The organism is Phytobacter palmae (genome assembly GCF_039409775.1).
Taxonomy (GTDB): Bacteria; Pseudomonadota; Gammaproteobacteria; order Enterobacterales; family Enterobacteriaceae; genus Phytobacter; species Phytobacter palmae.
On record NZ_JBCIVJ010000006.1, the window covers coordinates 99,110 to 118,837 of the forward strand.

At 54.9% G+C, this 19,728-nt stretch carries 24 protein-coding genes; 8 read left to right on the forward strand and 16 right to left on the reverse strand.

Annotation, left to right across the window (positions count from 1 at the left end):
* Positions 1-5: 5 nt before the first annotated feature.
* A complete protein-coding gene (gene znuA / locus AAIG39_RS09620; protein ID WP_249569134.1) occupies positions 6-950 on the reverse strand; it encodes a zinc ABC transporter substrate-binding protein ZnuA in 945 nt (314 codons plus the stop codon).
* Positions 951-1,028: 78 nt separating this feature from the next.
* Between znuA and znuC the strand changes: the two genes are divergently transcribed.
* Complete coding sequence (znuC, locus tag AAIG39_RS09625; protein WP_343193717.1) at positions 1,029-1,784, forward strand: zinc ABC transporter ATP-binding protein ZnuC; 756 nt, start codon at positions 1,029-1,031, stop codon at positions 1,782-1,784.
* Entirely contained in the window at positions 1,781-2,566 is a 786-nt protein-coding gene (gene znuB, locus AAIG39_RS09630; protein WP_090085857.1) for a zinc ABC transporter permease subunit ZnuB, read from the forward strand. The genes znuC and znuB overlap by 4 nt, the downstream gene beginning before the upstream one ends.
* 75 nt (positions 2,567-2,641) lie before the next feature.
* Here the strand turns inward: znuB and ruvB are convergent, their stop codons facing one another.
* The 3 genes from ruvB to AAIG39_RS09645 form a co-directional block, all read right to left on the reverse strand.
* On the reverse strand, positions 2,642-3,655 hold the full coding sequence (ruvB, locus tag AAIG39_RS09635; protein ID WP_090085856.1) for a Holliday junction branch migration DNA helicase RuvB: 1,014 nt from the start codon (positions 3,653-3,655) through the stop codon (positions 2,642-2,644).
* 8 nt (positions 3,656-3,663) lie between these two features.
* The gene (gene ruvA, locus AAIG39_RS09640; RefSeq protein WP_090085854.1) at positions 3,664-4,275 is read right to left on the reverse strand and encodes a Holliday junction branch migration protein RuvA; all 612 of its coding nucleotides are present in this window, start codon (positions 4,273-4,275) and stop codon (positions 3,664-3,666) included.
* A 109-nt stretch (positions 4,276-4,384) separates the two neighbouring features.
* On the reverse strand, positions 4,385-5,254 hold the full coding sequence (locus AAIG39_RS09645) for an SDR family oxidoreductase (RefSeq protein WP_343193718.1): 870 nt from the start codon (positions 5,252-5,254) through the stop codon (positions 4,385-4,387).
* Between the two features lie 95 nt (positions 5,255-5,349).
* Between AAIG39_RS09645 and AAIG39_RS09650 the strand changes: the two genes are divergently transcribed.
* Positions 5,350-6,192 (forward strand): helix-turn-helix transcriptional regulator, encoded by an 843-nt coding sequence (locus AAIG39_RS09650; protein ID WP_343193719.1) that lies wholly within the window; start codon positions 5,350-5,352, stop codon positions 6,190-6,192.
* Here the strand turns inward: AAIG39_RS09650 and ruvC are convergent.
* The 4 genes from ruvC to aspS are packed head-to-tail and all read right to left on the reverse strand — an operon-like array spanning position 6,164 to position 9,716.
* Positions 6,164-6,685 (reverse strand): crossover junction endodeoxyribonuclease RuvC, encoded by a 522-nt coding sequence (gene ruvC / locus AAIG39_RS09655; protein ID WP_343193720.1) that lies wholly within the window; start codon positions 6,683-6,685, stop codon positions 6,164-6,166. The two genes, AAIG39_RS09650 and ruvC, sit on opposite strands and share 29 nt — an antisense overlap.
* A gap of 34 nt (positions 6,686-6,719) precedes the next feature.
* Positions 6,720-7,460: a YebC/PmpR family DNA-binding transcriptional regulator gene (locus tag AAIG39_RS09660; protein ID WP_047370910.1), complete on the reverse strand. Its 741-nt coding sequence runs from the start codon at positions 7,458-7,460 to the stop codon at positions 6,720-6,722.
* 26 nt (positions 7,461-7,486) lie between these two features.
* Positions 7,487-7,930 carry a dihydroneopterin triphosphate diphosphatase gene (gene nudB, locus AAIG39_RS09665; RefSeq protein WP_090085849.1) on the reverse strand — a complete coding sequence of 148 codons (444 nt, stop codon included), beginning with the start codon at positions 7,928-7,930 and terminating at the stop codon, positions 7,487-7,489.
* Between the two features lies 1 nt (position 7,931).
* The gene (aspS, locus tag AAIG39_RS09670; protein ID WP_343193721.1) at positions 7,932-9,716 is read right to left on the reverse strand and encodes an aspartate--tRNA ligase; all 1,785 of its coding nucleotides are present in this window, start codon (positions 9,714-9,716) and stop codon (positions 7,932-7,934) included.
* A 268-nt stretch (positions 9,717-9,984) separates the two neighbouring features.
* On the opposite strand from aspS, the gene AAIG39_RS09675 reads away from it, so the two are divergent.
* From AAIG39_RS09675 to cmoB, 5 genes are read left to right on the forward strand one after another with little or no spacing between them, the layout of a single operon-like run.
* Positions 9,985-10,551: a hydrolase gene (locus AAIG39_RS09675; protein ID WP_343193722.1), complete on the forward strand. Its 567-nt coding sequence runs from the start codon at positions 9,985-9,987 to the stop codon at positions 10,549-10,551.
* Complete coding sequence (locus AAIG39_RS09680; protein WP_343193723.1) at positions 10,548-11,366, forward strand: DUF72 domain-containing protein; 819 nt, start codon at positions 10,548-10,550, stop codon at positions 11,364-11,366. Before AAIG39_RS09675 ends, AAIG39_RS09680 begins: the two co-directional genes overlap by 4 nt.
* 48 nt (positions 11,367-11,414) lie before the next feature.
* Positions 11,415-11,810 carry an MAPEG family protein gene (locus AAIG39_RS09685; protein WP_047370914.1) on the forward strand — a complete coding sequence of 132 codons (396 nt, stop codon included), beginning with the start codon at positions 11,415-11,417 and terminating at the stop codon, positions 11,808-11,810.
* Positions 11,811-11,849: 39 nt separating this feature from the next.
* Entirely contained in the window at positions 11,850-12,593 is a 744-nt protein-coding gene (cmoA, locus tag AAIG39_RS09690; protein ID WP_090085841.1) for a carboxy-S-adenosyl-L-methionine synthase CmoA, read from the forward strand.
* The gene (gene cmoB, locus AAIG39_RS09695) at positions 12,590-13,561 is read left to right on the forward strand and encodes a tRNA 5-methoxyuridine(34)/uridine 5-oxyacetic acid(34) synthase CmoB (protein WP_343193724.1); all 972 of its coding nucleotides are present in this window, start codon (positions 12,590-12,592) and stop codon (positions 13,559-13,561) included. Before cmoA ends, cmoB begins: the two co-directional genes overlap by 4 nt.
* 225 nt (positions 13,562-13,786) lie before the next feature.
* On the opposite strand, the gene cutC is transcribed toward cmoB, so the two are convergent.
* The 8 genes from cutC to AAIG39_RS09735 all read right to left on the reverse strand — a co-directional run bounded on the left by cutC (position 13,787) and on the right by AAIG39_RS09735 (position 19,728).
* On the reverse strand, positions 13,787-14,530 hold the full coding sequence (cutC, locus tag AAIG39_RS09700; protein WP_343193725.1) for a copper homeostasis protein CutC: 744 nt from the start codon (positions 14,528-14,530) through the stop codon (positions 13,787-13,789).
* Positions 14,531-14,612: 82 nt separating this feature from the next.
* Positions 14,613-15,173, reverse strand: a complete 561-nt coding sequence (locus tag AAIG39_RS09705) for a VOC family protein (protein WP_090085836.1) — start codon at positions 15,171-15,173, stop codon at positions 14,613-14,615.
* A gap of 109 nt (positions 15,174-15,282) precedes the next feature.
* Positions 15,283-16,242: a YbgA family protein gene (locus tag AAIG39_RS09710; RefSeq protein WP_090085834.1), complete on the reverse strand. Its 960-nt coding sequence runs from the start codon at positions 16,240-16,242 to the stop codon at positions 15,283-15,285.
* Between the two features lie 13 nt (positions 16,243-16,255).
* Positions 16,256-16,786 (reverse strand): DUF3833 domain-containing protein, encoded by a 531-nt coding sequence (locus AAIG39_RS09715; protein WP_343193726.1) that lies wholly within the window; start codon positions 16,784-16,786, stop codon positions 16,256-16,258.
* The gene (locus AAIG39_RS09720; protein WP_343193778.1) at positions 16,783-17,301 is read right to left on the reverse strand and encodes a chalcone isomerase family protein; all 519 of its coding nucleotides are present in this window, start codon (positions 17,299-17,301) and stop codon (positions 16,783-16,785) included. Before AAIG39_RS09720 ends, AAIG39_RS09715 begins: the two co-directional genes overlap by 4 nt.
* 5 nt (positions 17,302-17,306) lie before the next feature.
* On the reverse strand, positions 17,307-17,792 hold the full coding sequence (locus AAIG39_RS09725) for a DUF2878 domain-containing protein (protein WP_090085829.1): 486 nt from the start codon (positions 17,790-17,792) through the stop codon (positions 17,307-17,309).
* Positions 17,789-19,009, reverse strand: coding sequence for an SAM-dependent methyltransferase (locus tag AAIG39_RS09730; RefSeq protein WP_090085827.1), 1,221 nt, complete (start codon positions 19,007-19,009; stop codon positions 17,789-17,791). The genes AAIG39_RS09725 and AAIG39_RS09730 overlap by 4 nt, the downstream gene beginning before the upstream one ends.
* Positions 19,006-19,728 (reverse strand): DUF1365 domain-containing protein, encoded by a 723-nt coding sequence (locus AAIG39_RS09735; protein ID WP_343193727.1) that lies wholly within the window; start codon positions 19,726-19,728, stop codon positions 19,006-19,008. The genes AAIG39_RS09730 and AAIG39_RS09735 overlap by 4 nt, the downstream gene beginning before the upstream one ends.

The window sequence follows — 19,728 nt, forward strand, 5'->3', positions numbered from 1 at the left end:
CCTCGTTAATCTCCTTTCAGGCAGCTCGCATACTGGTTAGATAACTGGGCAAGGAACTGCGAATAGCTCTCTTTGCCAAGCTTGATACTGGAGCCAAGTGGATCCAACGTTCCCATTCGAACGGATGTTCCTCTGGCAACAGCTTCAACGACCGCTGGCCTGAACTGTGGCTCAGCAAAAACGCAGGCTGCTTTTTGCTCAACCAACTGTGTTCTGATTTGATGTAAACGCTGCGCACCAGGTTGAATTTCAGGGTTGACGGTAAAATGACCTAACGGAGTCAGCCCGTAATGCCTTTCGAAATACCCGTAGGCATCATGAAAAACGAAATAACCTTTACCCTTCACTGGCGCCAGCTCGCTGCCAACCTCTTTGTCGGTTTGTGCCAGACTGGCCTCAAACGCTTGCAGGTTGGCGTCCAGCCGTGCTCGGCTTTGGGGCATAACTTCTACTAATTTATCGTGGATTGCAACCGCCGATATCCGTGCAATCTCTGGTGAAAGCCACAGATGCATGTTGTAATCACCATGATGGTGATGTTCATCACTATTTTCGTCGCCGTGATGGTCTGCATCATGATCATGCTCGTCATCATCGCTGCCCTTGATGAGTAACGGTTGCACGCCAGGCAGTGTCTGCATGAGCACCTGTTTTGCCGCCGGAATCTGCTGTGCGGACTTATCCATGAACGCTTCCATGTCCGGGCCAACCCAGAAGACTAAGTCCGCGTTCTGCAAGCGTTTTACATCAGACGGGCGCAGGGCATAATCGTGCTCAGAAGCCCCGTCGGGAAGTAGTACTTCCGTAGTAGTTACCCCATCCGCAATGGCGGATGCGATAAAGCCCAGAGGCTTGAGCGAAGCGACGACAGCGGCGTTTGCGGCGCCTGTTATTCCGGCTGACAACGTGGTGAAAAGCGCTGCGCAAAGAAGCGTATTTTTATGTAACATAATGCGACTAATTATCGTAATGAATATGTGGAATGTGATATTATAACATTCGACAACTTGTGCAACCCTTTAAATGCTATGACTAATCTGGTAACGCTGGAAAATGTCTCCGTCAGTTTCGGTCAAAGACTCGTGCTGTCTGACATTTCGCTCACTCTACAACCCGGTAAAATTCTTACCCTGCTCGGTCCTAATGGCGCGGGTAAATCGACGCTGGTGCGCGTGGTACTGGGACTTGTAGCACCCGATACCGGGACGATCAAGCGTGGTAATGCTCTGCGTATTGGTTATGTGCCGCAAAAACTGCATCTCGACGCCACCCTGCCCCTGACCGTTGGTCGCTTTATGCGGCTGCGTCCGGGAACCCGAAAAGCGGACATTGTACCGGCGCTCAAACGCGTGAATGCCGCGCACCTTGTCGATGCCCCGATGCAAAAATTATCCGGTGGTGAAACACAACGCGTACTGCTGGCGCGGGCGCTGCTCAATCAGCCTCAATTGCTGGTACTGGATGAGCCAACACAAGGGGTCGACGTTAACGGGCAAGTCGCACTGTATGACCTCATCGATCAATTACGCCGCGAACTCGACTGCGCCGTCTTGATGGTCTCCCATGACCTGCATCTGGTAATGGCTAAAACAGATGAAGTCCTCTGTCTGAATCACCATATTTGCTGCTCCGGTGCGCCGGAAGTGGTCTCCACGCACCCTGAGTTTATCTCCATGTTCGGCCCACGCGGCGCAGAACAGTTGGGTATTTATCGCCACCGCCATAATCATCGACATGATTTGCAGGGGCGCATTATCTTACGTCAGGGAAATGGGCGCGGATGATTGAATTACTGTTGCCCGGCTGGTTAGCCGGGATGATGCTCGCCTGCGCAGCAGGCCCGCTGGGCTCATTTGTGGTCTGGCGCCGTATGTCCTATTTCGGCGATACCCTCGCCCACGCCTCGTTGCTGGGTGTCGCTTTCGGTCTGTTGCTCGACGTTAACCCATTTTATGCGGTGATTGCCGTCACGCTGCTGCTTGCCGCCGGACTGGTCTGGCTGGAAAAACGCCCTCACCTTGCCATTGATACGCTGCTGGGGATTATGGCCCATAGCGCCTTATCCCTCGGTATGGTGGTTGTCAGCCTGATGTCGAATATTCGCGTCGATCTGATGGCCTACCTTTTTGGCGATTTGTTGGCAGTAACGCCCACAGATTTAATCTCCATTGCTGCTGGCGTCGTGCTGGTTCTCGGGATCCTTACCTGGCAGTGGCGTAACCTGCTTTCAATGACTATCAGTCCGGAACTGGCATTCGTCGATGGCGTGAAATTGCAGCGGGTGAAGTTACTGTTGATGCTGGTCACTGCGTTGACAATTGGGGTGGCGATGAAGTTTGTCGGGGCGCTGATTATCACTTCGCTGCTGATAATCCCTGCGGCCACCGCGCGTCGCTTTGCCCGTACGCCAGAACAAATGGCGGGCGTGGCGGTGGCTGTCGGCATGGTCGCCGTCACCGGTGGGCTGACATTCTCTGCCTTTTACGACACGCCAGCAGGACCGTCTGTCGTGCTGTGCGCCGCGCTGTTATTCATTTTCAGTATGCTGAAAAAAAGCGCTACCTGAACTTTCTTTTAAGGCCGAAACTCAGGTTTCGGCCTTTCTTTCATGCAGAATATCGACGGTGGATGCGGGAAAATCTCAGGGCATTTCCGGCGGCGTGATACCGAAGTGGTTCCATGCCCTGACCGTCGCCATGCGGCCACGTGGGGTACGCTGGAGGAAGCCTTGTTGAATTAAAAAAGGCTCCAGTACATCTTCAATGGTTTCGCGCTCTTCCCCGATCGCGGCAGCAAGGTTATCCAGCCCCACCGGCCCGCCAAAGAATTTATCGATGACCGCCAGCAGCAGTTTGCGATCCATGTAATCAAAACCTTCCGCGTCCACGTTCAGCATGTCCAGCGCCTGGGAAGCGATATCATGAGTAATTGCGCCATCATGCTTCACTTCGGCAAAATCGCGCACCCGGCGCAGCAGACGGTTAGCAATACGCGGAGTGCCACGCGACCGTCTTGCGACTTCCAGCGCGCCGTCTTCACTCATCTCAAGTCCCATAAAGCGCGCGCTGCGCCCTACAATGTGCTGTAAATCCGCCACCTGGTAAAACTCCAGCCGCTGCACAATACCGAAACGGTCACGCAGCGGTGAGGTTAACGAACCGGCACGCGTCGTTGCGCCAATCAGCGTAAAGGGAGGCAAATCAATCTTGATCGAGCGCGCCGCTGGTCCTTCACCGATCATAATATCAAGCTGATAGTCTTCCATTGCCGGGTAGAGGACTTCCTCAACTACCGGCGAGAGGCGGTGTATTTCATCGATAAACAGTACATCATGCGGCTCGAGGTTGGTGAGCATCGCCGCGAGATCGCCCGCTTTTTCCAGCACCGGGCCAGAGGTGGTACGCAGATTGACGCCCATCTCATTTGCGACAATGTTCGCCAGAGTGGTTTTCCCAAGCCCTGGGGGGCCAAATATCAGTAAGTGATCCAGCGCGTCACCACGCAGCTTCGCCGCCTGAATAAAAATTTCCATCTGCGAGCGCACCTGCGGCTGACCAACGTACTCCGCCAGTAATTTAGGACGGATAGCGCGATCCGCAACCTCTTCCGCATTAATGACGCTGTCGGGGGATACCAGACGGTCTGCTTCAATCATCCTTTACCTCACAACGCAGCGCGTAATGCTTCGCGGATTAGAGTTTCACTGTTGGCGCCCGGTTTGGCGATTTTGCTTACCATCCGGCTGGCTTCCTGAGGTTTATAGCCCAACGCCACCAGTGCGGCAACCGCTTCCTGTTCTGCATCATCCACATTCGGGCCGGCAGGCGATGTGAGTACCAGATCGGCGGCAGGCGTGAACAGGTCGCCATGTAACCCTTTAAAGCGGTCTTTCATTTCGACAATCAGTCGCTCTGCCGTCTTCTTACCGATACCCGGCAGTTTAATCAACGCTGCGGGATCTTCGCGTTCCACAGCATTCACAAATTGTTGCGCGTTCATGCCGGAAAGGATAGCCAGCGCCAGTTTTGGCCCTACGCCGTTGGTTTTGATCAGTTCGCGAAATAGCGTGCGCTCTTGCTTGTTGCTAAAACCAAACAGCAGGTGTGCATCTTCACGCACCACAAAATGGGTGAAGACCACGGCTTCTTTTCCCGCCTCCGGCAGTTCATAGAAGCAGGTCATCGGCATATGCACTTCGTAGCCCACGCCTCCGACTTCCATCAGGACTAAAGGGGGCTGTTTTTCCAGAATAATGCCTCTGAGTCTGCCTATCACATGACGCTCCTGCGTTAATGGCCGAAGTAAGAATGCTGTATCATAAAAAAAGGCTGGATAGATATCCAGCCGCTTATTGATGAAAAGCGAAGTGTGTTTGCTTACTGGCCTAATATTCCGTCTGTGCCAGATCGGCAAACAGCCCAGGATGTGTCGGATTCCAGCCCAGCGCCGTGCGCGTCTGTTCACTGCTTGCTGCCATATCAAGAGAAGCAAAATCAGCAAACCAGCCAAAATGGTCCCTCGCACGCGGCTCAGCGGGAATGCCCAGGTGGTTAGCGATGGCCTGCGCGATGTCGCGAAACAGAATGCTCTCCTCCGCCACCGCGTGATAGACCGCCTGAGTCACTCCCGTCTCCAGCGCTAACCGATAAAGCGTGGCAGCATCCCGGCGATGCACGGCCGCCCAGCGGTTCGTAATGTTCGCAGGCCAGGCTGAGACACCCGTTTGCTTTGCAAGCCTCATCAGGATGGGAATAAACCCGTGATCGCCCACGCCGTGAACCGTCGGCGGCAGGCGTACCGTCGCTGCCCGTACGCCATTTTCCGCCAGTTCACGCGCAGCAGGCTCAGAGCGGCGTGGATACGACGGCGCCACAAACGGCAGGTCATTTTCTGTCGCCAGCCGCCCCTGGGCGATCATTGCCAGCCCGGAGGTCACCAGCAGTGGACGATCGCTACCGCGTAGCGCATCCCCCAGAATCCGGATGGCGCGCTCATCCTGCGCGCAATTCTCGCTAAAGCGTGAAAAATCATGGTTGAAGGCGGTATGAATAACCGCATCCGCACGATTTGCGCCGTCATGCAGTAATGGGTGATCGTCCAGCGTTCCGGTAACCACCTCCATCCCCAGGGCCACCAGCGCCTGTGCTTTTTCCGCATTGCGCACCAGCCCGGTCACCTGATGCCCGGCGGCCAGCAGATCCTCAGCGACGGCTGAACCGACCCAGCCAGACGCCCCCGTCAGAAAAACATGCATAGCTAACTCCCCTTGTGTTGACTCATCGCGTGATAGTGATGAATATCCTCAGAGGTGAAAAGTAGTGACATTATCGTGGTATAAGGACTAACAGGATGCAGCGCGATACCCGTCCCACAGAGTTAGGCGATTACCTCAAACACCGCCGTGCGCGTCTCAACCCGGATGCGCTTGGTTTTCATACCGGCCGACGCCGCACGCCTGGATTACGCCGTGAAGAGGTGGCGCATCTGGCCTGTATTAGTGCCACCTGGTACACATGGCTCGAACAAGGACGCGGCGGTACTCCCTCAGCAGAAGTGCTGGAGCGCTTATGTCACGCCTTACAACTTACCCCACCCGAACGTGAACATGTCTTCCATCTGGCGCTTGGTCGCGCTCCTGAGGTGCATTATACCCCGTCGCTGGCCGTCACGGCGCGGCTGCAAAAGGTGCTGGATTGCATGACGCTCAGCCCGGCGATGATCCGCACCGCGACCTGGTGTGTTCTGGCATGGAATCAGCCAGCTGCCGTAGTGCTAACCGATTATGCAAAGTTGCCCCCTGCCGAACGCAATATTCTGCGGCGCATTTTTCTCGACCCGCAAGTACGCGAGGTACAAACAGACTGGGAAGGTCTGGCGCAGTCACTGGTCGCCGCCTTTCGCGCGGATGCCACCCGTTCAGGCGCAGCAGAAGAGGTAAAACCGCTTATTGATGAATTGATGGCCGCATCGCCGCTGTTTGCCGAGCTCTGGCGCAGCAATACCATCGACACGATGGGAGAAGGCACAAAAGTGTTGATCCATCGCGAGGCGGGGAGGTTATCGATGGAGTATTCGAGTTTCGCCGTTGAAGGGCAGCCGGATCTGACGATGATTGTTTATAACCCCTCAACGCCAGAGGATGCCCAAAAGATCAGCGCGTTACTTAGCGCAGCCGCCCGCGTGCCAGATTAAGCCGGGTGTCGCTCATCTGCATCGCATTCTGGCTGACATGACAATGGGTGATAGCTATCGCCAGGGCATCGGCGGCATCTGCCTGCGGGTTCGCCGGAAGTTTCAGCAAGGTGCGTACCATATGCTGAACCTGGCTTTTCTCCGCGCTGCCAATTCCCACTACTGTTTGTTTTACCTGACGAGCCGCATATTCAAATACTGGCAGATCCTGGTTTACGGCAGCCACAATGGCCACGCCGCGCGCCTGCCCAAGCTTGAGCGCAGAATCGGCGTTTTTTGCCATAAACACTTGTTCAATCGCGAAGTAATCGGGCTGGAACTGGGTGATGATTTCCGTCACACCGGCATAGATTAATTTCAGGCGCGACGGTAAATCATCAACTTTGGTACGGATGCATCCGCTGCCCAGGTAGGCCAGTTGCCTGCCTACCTGGCGAATCACACCGTAACCGGTTACGCGTGAACCCGGGTCGATACCGAGAATGACAGCCATCACGCGTCTCCGGTTGTTGTGACAAGTTGCCTCATCAAAGAGTAGCCGCAACCTCGTCAGAAATTTCACCGTTATGGTAAACTTCCTGCACATCGTCGCAATCTTCCAGCATGTCGATCAAACGCAGCAGCTTCGGTGCGGTTTCTGCATCCATATCTGCTTTTGTTGACGGGATCATGGAGACTTCAGCGTTGTCAGCTTTCAGACCTGCTGCTTCCAGCGCATCGCGCACAGCGCCCATCTCTTCCCATGCGGTATACACGTCAATGGCACCGTCGTCGAAGGTCACAACGTCTTCTGCGCCCGCTTCCAGCGCGGCTTCCATGATCGTGTCTTCGTCGCCTTTCTCGAAAGAGATCACGCCTTTTTTGCTGAACAGGTAAGAAACGGAACCGTCAGTGCCCAGGTTACCACCGGTTTTGGTGAAGGCATGGCGTACTTCTGCAACGGTACGGTTGCGGTTGTCAGACAGACATTCCACCATCACCGCTGTGCCGCCAGGACCGTAACCTTCATAAATAATGGTTTCCATGTTCGCGTCTTCATCGCCGCCCACGCCACGTGCGATAGCACGGTTCAGGGTGTCACGGGTCATGTTGTTTGACAGCGCTTTATCCACTGCCGCACGCAGACGCGGGTTGGAACCGATATCGCCGCCGCCAAGGCGCGCTGCGGTAACCAGCTCACGAATAATTTTGGTAAAGATTTTACCGCGCTTGGCATCCTGTGCCGCTTTGCGGTGTTTGGTGTTGGCCCATTTACTGTGACCTGCCATAAGAAACTCTCCACTTAACCGTTGATTTATACGGCATCAATTACAAATTCTTCAATCGCCTGCCGGTTGCTCCATGACTTGGTTAATGCGGCCGCTTGCGGTGCATCAACCCAGCGGTAAGCCAGATGTTCAGTGAACACGACTGACCGCTCATGGGGTAGCGCAAGACAGAACCATGATTCAGTATTGCGCACCACGCCGGGGGCATAGCGATGACGTAAATGTTCAAAAATTTCAAACTCCACCGTGCGCTGACAGTCAATTAAGGCCAGTTGCTCTTGCGCAACGTCAATGGCGACCTCTTCCTTTACTTCACGCGCGGCGGCTTGCGACGCGGATTCCCCCTCCTCCAGGCTACCGGTAACCGACTGCCAGAAATCGGGATCGTCGCGTCGCTGCAGCATCAGCACCCGCTTCGTGTCCTGGGCATAAATAACAACTAAGACAGAAACGGGATGCTTGAATGGCATATTACTCGTTCTCCGAAATCTCTTTTGACGCTTTCGCAAGCACCTGAATACCCAGTTCCGTCAGGGAGGCCGGGTTAGCAAAGCTCGGTGCTTCGGTCATCAGACACGCCGCAGCAGTGGTTTTCGGGAAAGCAATAACGTCACGAATGTTGTCGGTACCGGTCAGCAGCATGGTCAGACGATCCAGACCAAATGCCAGGCCAGCGTGCGGCGGCGTACCGAATTTCAGCGCATCAAGCAGGAAACCGAACTTCTCGCGCTGTTCCTGCTCAGTAATGCCCAGAATGCCGAACACTGTCTGCTGCATGTCACCACGGTGAATACGTACAGAACCGCCGCCGACTTCGTAACCGTTGATAACCATGTCGTATGCGTTCGCGACCGCATCTTCCGGCGCGGCTTTCAACTCCTGTGCCGTCATGTCTTTCGGTGAGGTGAACGGATGGTGCATCGCGGTCAGGCCGCCTTCACCATCATCTTCAAACATCGGGAAGTCGATAACCCACAGCGGCGCCCATTTGCTCTCATCGGTCAGGTTCAGATCCTTACCGAGTTTCAGACGCAGCGCACCCAGCGCATCGGCAACCACTTTCTTGTTGTCTGCGCCGAAGAAAATCATGTCGCCATCCTGCGCACCGGTACGTTCCAGAATCGCTTCGACAATGTCCGCAGTCAGGAATTTCGCCACCGGGCTGTTGATGCCTTCAATGCCTTTCGCACGTTCGGTCACTTTGATGTAAGCCAGCCCTTTCGCGCCATAGATCTTCACAAAATTGCCGTATTCATCAATCAGTTTACGGGTCAGAGAGGCACCACCCGGTACACGCAGTGCGGCAACACGGCCTTTCGCATCATTAGCCGGGCCGGCAAATACCGCAAACTCAACGTTTTTCAGCAGGTCAGCAACGTCTACCAGCTCCATCGGGTTACGCAGGTCCGGTTTATCGGAACCGTAACGACGCTCGGCTTCGGCAAAAGTCATGATCGGGAACTGGCCCAGATCGACGCCTTTAATATCCAGCCACAGGTTGCGGATCAACTCTTCCATCATTTCACGCACCTGCGGTGCGGTCATAAAGGAGGTTTCGACGTCGATTTGAGTGAATTCTGGCTGACGGTCAGCACGCAGATCTTCATCACGGAAGCATTTCACAATCTGATAGTAGCGATCGAAACCGGACATCATCAGCAGCTGTTTGAACAGCTGTGGAGACTGCGGCAACGCGTAGAATTTGCCTTTATGTACGCGTGACGGCACCAGATAGTCGCGCGCGCCTTCCGGCGTCGCTTTAGTCAGCATCGGGGTTTCGATATCAAGGAAACCGTGGTCATCCATAAAACGACGCACGAAGCTGGTAATTTTGGCGCGGGTTTTCAGACGCTGAGCCATTTCCGGACGACGCAGGTCCAGATAGCGGTATTTCAGACGCGCTTCTTCGGTATTGACCTGATTGGAATCCAGCGGCAGCGGCTCAGAGCGGTTGATAATGGTCAGTTCGGTGGCAAACACTTCCACTTCGCCGGTCGCCATATCGCTGTTGACGTTTTTTTCGTCACGAGCACGCACGGTGCCGGTTACCACGATGCAGAACTCATTACGCAGTTCGGAAGCCAGTTTGAATGCTTCGGCGTCCGGGTCGAAGAACACCTGGACGATGCCTTCACGATCGCGCATATCAATAAAAATGAGGCTGCCGAGATCACGACGACGATTGACCCAACCACACAGAGTCACCTGCTGCCCCACGTGGGACTTACGCAACTGTCCGCAATATTCTGTACGCATGAGATATCCCTTAACTTTGCCGCAGGCTGATTGTTGCCTGCCGTGCAGGCGACGATGTCGCAGCTTTAGCTGAATGTCACAACTGGATGAAAAAAGGCGGCTATTATACTGGAAATAATGGCACACGATAAGCCCGATACCGCCTGTACGCGCGTTTGCTGCACACGCTTAGTGCGTATTCTCACAAAAATTAACAAAATTTGTAAACCGGGTGCAGCAGGATACCGCGTAAGGTAAGTGCGACCTTATTCTTTTTTCAGGAGTTATCATGCTTGAGCTTAATGCTGCCCACACCGCCCTGGTGGTTATTGATTTACAGGAAGGTATTCTGCCGTTTGCCGGTGGTCCGCACAGCGCTGAGGATGTGGTGAAACGTGCCGCAAAGCTGGCTGAGGCGTTTCGCGCAAAAAATGCACCGGTAATTCTGGTGCGCGTTGGCTGGTCTGCCGATTTTGCTGAAGCGCTAAAACAGCCGGTCGATGCGCAGACAGGCGGTCACGCGTTGCCGGAAAACTGGTGGACGTATCCGCTGGCGCTGGGCAAGAAAGCGAGCGACATTGAGGTCACCAAGCGCCAGTGGGGCGCATTCTACGGTACCGACCTTGAACTGCAACTGCGCCGCCGCGGTATCGATACCATCGTCCTGTGTGGTATTTCCACTAACATCGGCGTGGAATCCACCGCCCGCAACGCCTGGGAGTTGGGCTTTAACCTGGTGGTGGTAGAAGATGCCTGCTCCGCTGCCAGCAGTGAACAGCACCAGGGCAGCATGAAACATATCTTCCCGCGGATTGGCCGCGTACGCAGCAGCCAGGAGATCCTGACCGCACTATGATTTACCTTGGCCTGCCGCAATGGTCGCACCCGAAATGGGTGCGCCTTGGCATCACCAGCCTTGAAGAGTACGCCCGCCACTTTAACTGTGTGGAGGGCAACACCACGCTGTATGCACTGCCGAAAGCCGAAATTGTCCAGCGCTGGTACCATCAAACCCACGATGATTTTCGCTTTTGCTTTAAATTTCCGGCGACCATTTCTCATCAGGCCTCGCTGCGCCAGTGTAGCGATTTGACGCAGGAATTTTTCAGTCGGCTTTCTCCGCTGGAAACCCGCATCGGTCAGTACTGGTTACAACTGCCCGCCACTTTTGGTCCGCGCGATCTTCCGGCGTTGTGGGCCTTTCTGGATGGCCTTCCTGCCGATTTCACCTACGGCGTTGAAGTGCGTCACCCGGAATTTTTTGCCAAAGGCGAGACGGAATTATCGCTCAACCGCGGCCTGCATCAGCGCGGCGTCAACCGGGTTATTCTTGATAGCCGTCCTGTTCACAGCGCCATCCCAAACAGCGAAGCGGTGATTGATGCCCAGCGCAAGAAGCCCAAACTGCCGGTACACGCCCTGGTGACCGCACAATACCCATTGATCCGCTTTATCGGCAGTAACGATATGGAACAGAATCGTCAATTATTCAGCGTCTGGCTGGAGAAGCTGCCGCAATGGGAACAGCAGTGTACGCCATATCTGTTTTTGCACACCCCTGATAACGGCCAGTCGCCGGAACTCGTGGATGTACTGTGGAGAGATCTTCAGCAGGCGCTGCCCTCTATCGGGACTCCTCCGTCCATCCCTCAGCAATCTTCTCTTTTCTGAGCGGATTACCTATCATTGTAACGCCATCCGCGTATAAAGGGAGTTTGTATGGTAAGCGCGCTGTATGCCGTGCTGGGTGCGTTACTGCTCATTAAGTTTTCATTTGATGTTGTGCGTCTGCGCATGCAATACCGCGTCAGCTATGGCGACGGTGGGTTCAGCGAGTTGCAAAGCGCCATCCGTATTCACGGCAATGCGGTGGAATATATTCCGCTGGCATTAGTGTTGCTGTTATTTATGGAGATGAACGGCGCTGAAACCTGGATGGTTCACGTGTGCGGCATCCTGCTTATTGCCGGACGCTTAATGCATTACTACGGGCTTCATCATCGACAGCTAAGCTGGCGTCGTTCCGGTATGAGCGCGACCTGGAGTTCGCTCCTGCTGATGGTGGTTGCAAACTTGTGGTATATGCCGTGGGAGTTGGTTTTCTCCCTGCATTAGCGCACAATACGCCACTTTGTTTTCCCGGATGTTTACATTATGTCTAACCGCGACATGCTTTTTTCCGCGCCTATCGCCAGCCTGGGCGACTGGACCTTTGATGAACGGGTTGCCGAAGTCTTCCCGGATATGATCCAGCGCTCCGTACCGGGTTACTCCAATATTATCTCGATGATCGGCATGCTGGCGGAACGTTTCGTTCAGCCGCAGACGCAGATTTACGACCTGGGCTGCTCTTTAGGGGCTGCGACGCTCTCCGTGCGCCGTAATATTCATCACGATGGCTGCAAAATCATTGCCGTTGATAACTCTCCGGCAATGGTTGAACGCTGCCGCCGCCATATTGATGCGTACAAAGCGCCTACGCCGGTCGAAGTTATCGAAGGCGATATTCGCGATATTACGATTGAAAACGCCTCGATGGTGGTACTGAATTTTACCCTGCAGTTCCTTGTGCCAGAAGAACGTCAGGCGCTGCTGGATAAGATTTATCAGGGACTGAATCCCGGCGGTGCGCTGGTGCTGTCCGAAAAATTCAGCTTTGAAGATGCCCACGTTGGCGAGTTGTTATTTAACATGCACCATGACTTTAAACGCGCCAATGGCTACAGCGAACTGGAAATCAGCCAGAAGCGCAGCATGCTGGAAAATGTCATGCTGACGGATTCGGTCGAAAAGCATAAATCACGCCTGCAACACGCCGGTTTTGAACACAGCGAAGTCTGGTTCCAGTGCTTCAATTTTGGTTCGCTGATTGCCCTGAAAGCGGGTGACCTGGCATGATCACGTTCGACCGTTTTTATCAGCAAATCGCCGTCAGCCCCCTGTCGCACTGGTTAGAAACCCTGCCAGCGCAGATTGCAGCCTGGCAACGTGAACAGCTTCATGGTCAGTTCAAACAGTGGACCAATGCCGTCAATTTTTTACCTGAGCTGACGCCTTCGCATCTCGATTTGCTAAATAGCGTCACCTCCGAAAGCGAAACGCCGTTGAGCGCGGGTCAACTGACACGCATGGAAACGCTGCTGCGCAACCTGATGCCATGGCGTAAAGGGCCATACTCTCTCTATGGCATTAATATCGACACTGAATGGCGTTCCGACTGGAAATGGGATCGCGTACTGCCTCACCTGTCTGATTTGCAGGGACGGACGATTCTCGATGTCGGCTGTGGCAGCGGCTACCATATGTGGCGCATGATTGGTGCGGGGGCAAAGCTGGCGGTGGGTATCGACCCGACGCAGTTATTCCTGTGTCAGTTTGAAGCAGTGCGTAAGCTGCTGGGTGATGATCGTCGTGCCCATTTATTGCCGCTGGGTATTGAGCAACTTCCGGCGCTGAACGCCTTCGATACCGTTTTTTCAATGGGTGTGCTGTATCACCGCCGTTCACCGCTGGAACACCTGTGGCAGTTAAAAGACCAACTGGTGAAAGAGGGTGAACTGGTACTGGAAACACTGGTTGTCGAAGGTGATGAGCATACTGTTCTGGTGCCGGGCGACCGCTATGCACAAATGCGTAACGTTTACTTTATACCCTCGGCGGCAGCACTGAAAAACTGGCTTGAGAAGTGCGGCTTTGTTGATGTCCGTATCGCCGATATCTGCCCGACCACGACTGAGGAACAACGCGCTACCTCCTGGATGGTGACGGAATCACTGGCTGATTTCCTTGATCCGAATGACCACACCAGGACCATTGAAGGCTACCCGGCCCCGGTGCGCGCGGTGTTAATTGCACGTAAACCGTGATGAGTGACGAAGCCCTTTCGCCAGAGTAGTTCGGTTTGCAACAAGGCGGCGACGCAGCGCATCCCCGGGAGCGTAGATAACTACGTGACCGGGGTGAGCGAGGAAAGCCAACGCCGTTGCAGGCCGAAATATGCAGGCGAAAGATAAAAAAAGGCCCCTGTTAAATGCAGGGGCCTGGTACGAGCAAGCATCATATTGGGCGACATGATGCGCGGTAAAAACTGGTTATGAGCGATGCTGAACAATCATTGTCTTCATCACCGCTACTGCCTCGCCGTCCACCCCATAACGCGAATACTCATCCGCGGCGGTGTCCGACGACATGGACAATCCTCTGTTGCGATAACGCATGGGCGATGGTGTCCAGATACCCGCTGAGCTGTGAACTTCTTTCACGCCTGCGTCAAGAAAACGCTTCAGGTTCGCTGCACGGACACCCGCGCCAGCCATAATGATTGGAACACCTGGAAGGGTATTAAGTTCCATAATTAATGAAATACCTTTTTCTGCGCTCGCCTGCTGACCTGACGTCAGGATGCGGGCAACCCCCAAATCCCTTAATTTTTCAGCAGCTTCGCGCGGTTTCGCACACATATCGAAAGCGCGATGAAGAGTTACCGCCATGTCCCCTGCCGCCTCAATAATCTGCTGCATACGCGGCATATCGACATTGCCGTCCTCATCCAGCACGCCAGTCACCATTCCCGGAAAACCCAGTTCGCGGATAGTCCGGATATCATCCAGCATGGCGGCGAACTCATCGTCGGTGTAGCAAAAATCGCCCCCGCGCGGGCGCACAATCGGGTGCACAGGGATAGTGACCCGCCCACGGGCGGCTTTAAGCTCGCCGAGTGAGGGGGTCAGCCCTCCTTCTTTCGGCGCGGCGCACAATTCAATGCGGTCTGCCCCGTTTTTCTGCGCAGTCTCCGCGCAGCTTGCGCTATAACAACATATCTCCAGTAACGTCATCTCTTCTCCCTTGAAGATGCAGCCTTCTCAGCATGGCATTTTTTAACAACATACATACGGAGCCGCCTCACACAGTGAGATTCTATTGCTCGCTGGCGACAATTTCCTCTATCGACCAGGGGTGAAATTTGACGGTAACTTTGCCATCCGTCACAGCAAGCGTGGGGTTTGGCAGGCGCTCGCGCTCGCCTTTTGGCGAACTGGTCTTCACAACAATCCCCGGCTGGCTCAACCCTTCATCCGAAAGCAGCGCCAGTGCGCGGGCATTGAGGGTTTCCGGCGCCCCCGACAGGACAATTTCGATATGCTCCCACCCCTCGTGCGGGTAACGTTTTTCCCCCGGCCACGGCAGTTCGACCACGGTAAATGCCCAGTGCGCTACCTGCACCGGCTGCGATAAGGTGAACAGGCAGATAGGTCGGCCATTGATAACGTTTTCTGAGAGCAGTTCGCCGCACTGTTCAAAGCCGCGACGCCAGCGTTCAGCCGTCGCATTCTGATGGCAGCGTAGCGAGATATGGTCAGCACTGAGGTCACGGATATCCAGCCCCAGGCGGGTTACAAGGTGTGTCAGATCCTCAATGAAACGCGGGAGATCCGCAGCAATATCCTGCAGTTCGTCGATATGTTGCCAGCCAGCCATTGTTTATTCCCATGCGATGAATTCGGGCGATACTTTACCCTGTAATGTGCGCACCACCAACTCAGGTTATGCAGTGACATCACCCGCGCCTGACGTCACTGCAATCCGCTTATTTGAGGTTCAGGCGAAGCCCGAGATCGTTGGGATAGGGATTAAAATAGTTTTGTGCCAGCAGGTAGTGGTCTGGATACTCACCAAGATAGTGTTTGAGCAATGTTAAAGGGGCAAGTATCGGCAACAGTCCGGCACGATAATGGAGGATAACCTCCCGGAGTTCACCGCGCTGGCGAGGCGTCAGCTTGCCGTGAAAATAGCCCTGAATGTGCATCAACACGTTAGTGTGATTCTTGCGGGACGCCGGATGTTTGAGGATCGCCATCAGCTTTTCCCGGTAAGCTTCGAAAAACGCATCCAGATTGTCCCACTCAGAAAGTGAGGCTACAAACGGCCCGATTTCACGATATCCTGCCTGATGGTGCGCCAGCAGCTGTAGTTTGTAGCGACTATGAAAATCGAGCAGGCTATGACGGGTCAGACCTCGTGCCCGCAGACTATTGAGTTCATGCAGAGCGAATACCCGCTCCACAAAGTTCTCACGCAATACCGGGTCATGCAGGCGACCGTCTTCCTCGACCGGCAGCCAGGGGTACGCCGCGAGTAACGCGCCGGTGAAACGCCCCACTCCCTCTTTACGCCCGCGCCCCCCTTTTTCATCATACAGTCGCACACGTTCCATACCGCAACTCGGTGATTTCGCACAGACGATGAAACCAGCCAGTTCGGCAACCCGCGGCAGATACGCGGCGGTAAAGTCATCTATTTTCTGTGTGACATCCTCATTCGGCGCCTGGCTAAAGCGCATCCGTATCTCTCCGCTGGTGGTCTGAACCAGACGCAATGCCGGGCGGGGAACGGGTAACCCCATAGCCATTTCCGGGCAAACCGGGCTGAACGTCACCCACTGGGCGAGTTCGTCCATCACAAACCCCATGCGCTTATGGCCGCCATCGAAACGCACGGCCGAGCCGGTCAAACAGCCGCTAATACCAATCGTCGGTTGAGTTTTCATACCCCTCTCCTTTTTATTGTGTTTTTCGGGTGAAAAAGAGCGTGACCGTTGCAACGGTGATGCCGAATTTCTTCATGGCGGTTTTGTTGAAAAGGTGTGTATCGTCCTGCAGATACATCCAGTCATCAAAGTGTAGCAGCCAGGTATTCCCGTCAGCCTTTACGTTCATGCTGTAGCGCCAGTTAAAGGCATTGCCTGCCGCCTGGCCACGTGCGACACCCTCGATATCTCCGGCGGTACCTTCATAGCGGTCATTACCGTTACGCCGGATATGCCACACCCGCTGCTGTTTTTCGCCATCGTCATACACAAAGTTTTCGTTGAGCGTCAGCGTGTCGCCCACCACGTCGCCTTCTATCTCCACATGGAAACGACGCAACTGTTTGCCACTGCGATCTTGTACCATGCCCCAGGCTTCTGTCTTGCCCTGAAAATAGTGAAAAATATCCAGCGGTGGCTGTTGATGCTGGTAGTCATTTATTTCGCTACTGCAGCCTGTCAGCAGTAAGAGCAGCGTCAACCCAAGGGCCAGAATACGTTTCATTTTCCACCTCCGATGAGCTGCTTACGCAGCTCGGGGTATTGCGTATGAGGATCGAGCCAGATGGCCAGAAAGCTGGTGCTGAACGCCAGCGATTGCTGCGGCCCCAGCGGGGTAAAGCTTTTTTGCGCCGCCGATGCGCGATACCAGAACTGCCCTTGCTTCTGGCGAAGAACAAACGCCAGTTGCGTGCCCGGTCTGACATCCGGCCAGAGCATTGCAAGGGTGCGGAGCCAGGCCTCGCTCTGCGCTTCCCGCGTCATGATTCCCAGCGCCTGCCACTGTTCGCGAGTCGCATCGACCAGTTCATCGCGCGTAATATCCCGTGCGTAGGTGATGATTAACGCCTGGTCCTGATCCGCTACGATATAGCGCCCCTGCGGAGTGCGTAGCTGCGAGGTATAAACGGTAAAGGGCCCCCAGGTTAAGGTAGCGTCACCGGTTTTGCGCCAGCTTAGCCAGTCAGCGGCACTGGCAAAGGGAGCGGCGGCTATCAGCAAAAGCAGAGCAAAGCGCAGAAACCTCATTGTCGCCTCCCCATGAATAAATGGAAAAAAAGCGCCAGTACCAGCCATCCGAGTCCGAGCCAGCTCAGTACGATAAAGTCAGGTTGCAGGAACGTAATCGCTCCCAGACGCTCGCCCATATAGTAAGCAACCGGGCCACCGAGCGTCGCCAGCAGCGCCAGCGTCCAGCCCGGCAATGCGCTGGTGCGGGTAAGACGGGTCCAGACGACAGCAAACATAAGCCACAGCGCCACCATCCACAGTGGCAATACCCCATCGCCACTGAAACTGATTAATCCTGTCAGCGCCCAGACGGCATCCAGCGAGCTGCCAGCGGCGGCCAGCAGCAGAGCATATATGCGCAGCGCGGGCGCAAGCATGACGCAGGCCAGCATCGCCAGCGCGAGCCAGACGATAACGCCGCGCTCACGAAACAGCACCACCAGCGTCCAGTAGAGATCGAACGCTATTGCCATTAAGAAAATCTGCAAATGGCGGTTCATACACGTTCCGCAGTCAGTTGCACCACACTGATGGTGCGCGCATTGAAACCCGCTTCGCAGTAGCCAAAATAGTAAAGCCACATACGGCGGAAACGTTCGTCAAATCCCAGCTTTTCAATGTCCTGCCAGGCCTGAACGAAACGCTGACGCCAGTGCGCAAGGGTGCGGGCATAATCAGGCCCCATATCGAAGATATTGCGCACCACAAAATCGGTATGGCGGGTCATCAGGTTGTTCATCGCCGTTATGCTCGGTAAGAAACCACCGGGAAAGATGTAACGCTGGATAAAATCGACGCTTTTGCTGTAATCGCTGTAGCGCTGATCCTGAATGGTGATGGCCTGAATCGCCATTTTTCCCCCTGCGCGCAGGCGCGCCTGACAGGTCCGAAAGAAGGTCGGGAGATAGCGTTTTCCTACCGCCTCAATCATCTCAATCGAAACCAGTTTGTCGAACTGCCCGGTCAGGTCGCGATAATCACACAGCAAAACCTCAACCCTATCCTGCAAACCTGCCTCAACAATGCGTGCCTGGGCCCACTTGTACTGCTCGCGCGACAGCGTGGTAGTGGTCACCCGACAGCCATAATGGCGAGCGGCATACTCGGCCATCGCTCCCCACCCTGTACCGATCTCCAGCAGATGATCGTCAGATGTCAGCGCCAGTTGTTCACACAATCGCGCCATTTTTGCCTGCTGAGCACTGGCGAGATCCTGCTCGGGCGCGGTAAACAGTGCGCTGGAGTAGAGCAACTGCTCGTCAAGGAAATGGGCGTAAAAAAGATTCCCCAGGTCGTAGTGCGCGGCGATGTTTTCCCGCGCCTGCTGACGATCGTTGCGCCGTGTCCAGTGGCGTAGCCGCTCAACGGGGCGGCCCAGCAAACGAAAGCCGGTTTCCAGCTTGCCCAACACCTGGCTGTTGAGCGCCAGAATCTGTAACAGCGGGGTAAGCTGATGCGTCTCCCACTCGCCATCTATCCAGGCTTCCGCCGCCGCAAGACTACCGCCGGTCAGCAAACGCCAGTAGACGACCGGGGAAAGGATCTGCACTTCTGCGCGCAACGCTGCGCTCGGGTCGCCAAAATGAAAAGTTTGCCCCCCTTCACGAAGCGTGAGAGATCCCACACGTAAACCGTTCAGAAGGCGAAAGAGCAACCAGCGCGCGACACGGGCATTACGCGGGATGTCGGGTTCAAGCGCAAACACGGGATCGGTCATGAGCGTTCACTCCTGCTGACGGGATGGTTATAAAGAGGTACACGCTTAAGCCACAGACGCAGCGCCTGCCAGTAAATGGCCATCACGGTCTTGAGCGTCATGAGCGGAATACGCAACAGCAAGGAGGTGAGTGTTGCGCGAGTCAAAGGGCGCCGGGTCAGGAGCAGCGTGGCGTCGAAGACCTTTGCCTCCTGATGGTTTTCGATATGCATATGCAATGTTTTGCCAGGACGGTTAAAGCGCCAGTGATAGACCATATCCATCGGGTTAAACGGCGAAACGTGGAACGCTTTTTCCAGCGGAGAAGCATTTTGACCGTCAACGGCATAGTAATGCCGTTCATTCCAGGGCGTATTGCGCACCTCCGCCAGTACCCAGCGCAGGGTCTCGTTCTGGTCGTAGCAGTAATAGAAATTGACCGGATTAAAGTGAAAGCCGAAATAACGCAGTTGAGTGAGCAACATCACGCGCCCCTCCAGCCGAACACCTGTCAGCGCATCCAGCCGTTCAAGAACTTTCGCTTTAAGCGGCGAGCCCAGCGGATAATCCTCGTCATAAAAAGCGGCGGCAGCAAAACGGTTACGACGAATACCTGCCGTCGATAGCGCATCCAGCTCATCCAGATCGAGCCATGCCATAAATACGCGATACTGGAAATGGTGCTCACGGGGCTGATGACGCCGGTGGCGTAAAACACCTTCATAAAGACAGCTGTTCAT